At 34.7% G+C, this 3,472-nt stretch carries 4 protein-coding genes; 1 reads left to right on the top strand and 3 read right to left on the bottom strand.

What is annotated here, in order from left to right; all coding sequences use genetic code 11:
- Window positions 1-109: 109 nt before the first annotated feature.
- From METFODRAFT_RS09360 to METFODRAFT_RS09350, 3 genes are read right to left on the bottom strand one after another with little or no spacing between them, the layout of a single operon-like run.
- Window positions 110-364, bottom strand: a complete 255-nt coding sequence (locus METFODRAFT_RS09360; RefSeq protein ID WP_007045374.1) for a hypothetical protein — start codon at window positions 362-364, stop codon at window positions 110-112.
- A gap of 1 nt (window position 365) precedes the next feature.
- Window positions 366-2,114, bottom strand: a complete 1,749-nt coding sequence (locus METFODRAFT_RS09355; RefSeq protein WP_007045373.1) for a formylmethanofuran dehydrogenase subunit A — start codon at window positions 2,112-2,114, stop codon at window positions 366-368.
- 4 nt (window positions 2,115-2,118) lie between these two features.
- Complete coding sequence (locus METFODRAFT_RS09350; protein ID WP_007045372.1) at window positions 2,119-2,733, bottom strand: FmdE family protein; 615 nt, start codon at window positions 2,731-2,733, stop codon at window positions 2,119-2,121.
- 257 nt (window positions 2,734-2,990) lie between these two features.
- On the opposite strand from METFODRAFT_RS09350, the gene METFODRAFT_RS09345 reads away from it, so the two are divergent.
- The coding region (locus METFODRAFT_RS09345) for a 4Fe-4S binding protein (protein ID WP_048115856.1) at window positions 2,991-3,472 on the top strand (482 nt) is incomplete at its 3' end.

Here is a 3,472-nt window from a genome sequence, read left to right as displayed (position 1 = left end):
TACCTAACGTCTGAAAAGAGCAATATTGGGTTTGTTAGGTTTATAGCAATGGTATCAAACTGTATAGAATATTTAAGCCACAAATATGGATTATCATTCTATGAAGTGATTAAAGAGTGCAGTAAAGAGCTAATAAAGAAAGGATTCTCGTAATCACACTGTCAGTAATTATTGTTACATCCTCTGAATCATCTGAACCTACTTCAACATCAAAGAACTCTGAGATCGGGTATTTGTTAGGTCCTTGCCAAACCAATAACGATTCAATTTCCCCTTTGCTTTTATTTGTAAAGTTATCTGGTGTTATGACATCCGCCTCTATTGAAATATCCGGGGTTTCTTTTGGGGTTAAAATCACTTGCATGTTATTCACCTATTTTTATTTCAGTTGGTTTTGTTAGATAATGCTCTGTTGTTGGGTAGTTGGTGAAGTCAAAGGTATAATACTTAAACCACTCTTTCACATCCTTAATCATCTCATTGTAGATTTCTTCATCTGGGAATTTTGCGTTGCAGTAATATGTTTTTCCATCTGGTGCTGAAACAATATCTCCATTATGAGCAACAATTTTTCCTCCATTTATTGTGTATTCTGCAACTGAAAACTTCTTCTCTATGGTTTTGTAGTCGTTTGTGTTGAGTGTCTTTGGGTTTATGTCATAAATTGCAATATCTGCATCTGCTCCAATACCTAAATGCTCCTTCATTGGTGCTAAACCTACTGCTTTTGCTGGCGTAGCCCTTGTAATTGTTGCTATTTCAAACAAAGTCATTTCTCTATCAATGTTTGGAAGGTCTGTTCTCTCAGAAGCCCACCTGTGGCATTCTTTTAATGTTTCCTCTCTTGCCTTCTTACTCATCAGCCATGCAATGAATTTTGGATAATTTACAAATGAACCACCATTTGGACTGTCTGTTGTCATAACAACCTTCCATGGGTCTTCAACACCCAACAACAACTCCAAACCCATTGCCCATTGGACACTATGAACTCCATTTTTCTTCTTGTATGCAAATGGCACAATACCTGAGCCACATTCTAACTCAACATCATCATTTGACCACTTACCCCCAGCCAAAACAGATAAATCGTAGAGGTTAGGAGCATCTCCAGTCATACAAATTGCTGGGCCGAAAATTACACATCCACTATCAATAACAACGTGCTTTGATCCATTTACATAATCAATAATTTCCTTTGTTCCAGATTCGAAATCCTCCCATGAAGTTCCACCAAACGCGTTAAACTGAACGTGAGTTAAATAAATGCTTTGCTCTCTCTCATAAGGAACTTTTGTCTTTATTTCTTCATCAACTTCAACTTTCTGATTTACTTTTACATCTTTTGGAACTGCTAAAGTTTCCTTTGTTATTTCCCAATTCCCTGGATGACCAAGACCATTTGCATGGACGTGGATTGACATTGGATATCCAAGCATTTCATTCACTTCTGCAAGTCCTTTGATAATCTCTCTTGGTGTAATCTCAAAATGCAAATTTGGCTCATCCAATGAATAAATATTTAGCCCCCAACCCCAATTTTCTACACCGGCTGGATTAATACACTTAATCCCAAAGGTTTTATGGGTTTTAATCATCCATGCAACATAAGCCGCGGTTTTTTCAACATCTCCTTCTTTTAAATATCTCATAACAAACCAGTTATTCCCAAGCATTAAATAGGCACATTTATTCACTATAGGGACGTGCTTTAGTTCTTCATGAGTGTGTTTTGCAAGCATTGGTGGTGTTGCTGCTTCGCAGACAGTTGTGTATCCCATTAACGTATATCTATACCCCATCACATAACTTGAAGGCACTACATTTCCAGTTCCGCTATGGATTTTTTCTGTTTTTTTTGTATTATCCTTATATTGAAACTCTGGGCACATCATCCTTCCAACAGTTAATTTAGGTCCTGCAACGTGTGTGTGAGAATCAACCCCTCCTGGCATTATGGTCTTGTTAGTTGCATCTATAATCTTTGCATCCTTTAACTCATTTGATGACAATTCTTCAACAATTTTTCCATCTTTAACAAATATATCCACCTTTTCTCCATCAATCCCGTTAAATGGGTCAAATACATAACCATTTTTTATTATAAGATTCATGTTATCACCAATGGCATAGTAAATAATCTTTTGAATTTATGTTGGTTTTGTGGAGACATGAAGGGCAAATATCCTCATTTTCTTTTTGGATAAACGGTTCATTGCAGATTTCACATATTTTTACGTGCTTTTTTGATTTGCTCGGAACAAGAATATCCACAAACTCATAAGAATAAGCGTCCTCTCCAGCATTTAGAATGTCCAAAATAACCTCATCATGAGGAACTTTTTCAATATTCAAATACCAAGCATGAAGTTTTGGATATTTGATGGTTTTTTTAGGGTCGAGGATTATTCTAACACCTCTTACAGTTTCCCCTTCTCTTCCCCATTTGTTTACAGTGACTGCCATCTTTCCAGTGTCAATTACCTTCAATCGTTTATTTCCTATTGTACACCCTCCAAGAATCTGAAATGCATCTGGAAGGCAGTTGTAGGTTTCGCATATAGCATATATTCTTTCTCCATCCTTTATTTTCAATATTTTATTCGCTAAATTGAACATTTGAATACCTATTAACGCTCCAGGGCTTAAACAACCATGGAAATTTAAAATCTTTTCAATATCTTCTTTTTTAATTCCCTCAACTTTATCACTGAGATCATCTAAAATGTTCATACCTTTACCTCCAAGTTAAGTATATATAGTTTCATATTTATATATCTAATGTAACTTTTATTACTTACTTAGATTAACTTTTTATATAAATAGTTTACTTCTTATAATTAAGACGAAAAACATTTAAGGGATGTGATTTCATATTCATGTATTATTGTAACTTATATTGAATACATATAAAAATATGAATATAAATTTATTGAGGATAATAATAAAAAATAAGCAAATAATCACCAATATTTAGTATTTAAGGTGGTATTTTGCAAATAAAAGAAGAATACGATGGAATATTGGTAATCTCAAGAGATGGTGTTGAGAAGAGGGTTTTAACATGGAACGAGCATTTATGTGTTGGTTGTGGTATTTGCTATGATATTTGCCCAACAAAAGCGATAACATTAGGACCGTTAGGGGCTATTGCAAAGGGACTTGTTGATGCCCCAAAGTTGGATATTGATGAAAATACTTATGTTTTGTGTGGAATTTGTGCTCATGGGTGCCCATTTGATGCCATGGATTTAAAAATTAATGGAAAATCAATAAAAAGAGATGAAAGATATCCAAAAATTAAAAGAAGAGACATCAAAGTTTATCAAGAAATCTGTGTTTTATGTGGACAGTGCGAAATCGTCTGTCCTCAAGGAGCAATTGATGTAGAGAGAGAACTTCCACCAAGAAAGAACCTAGTTCTTGGGGAAATTACTATAAACAAAGACAAATGTGTCTTATGTGGAATTTG

Origin of the sequence: Methanotorris formicicus Mc-S-70 (genome assembly GCF_000243455.1) — an archaeon.
Lineage (GTDB): Archaea > AGJL01 > Methanococci > Methanococcales > Methanococcaceae > Methanotorris > Methanotorris formicicus.
The sequence above is the reverse complement of the archived record's forward strand: the minus strand, read 5'-3'. Positions and strand labels throughout refer to the sequence as shown.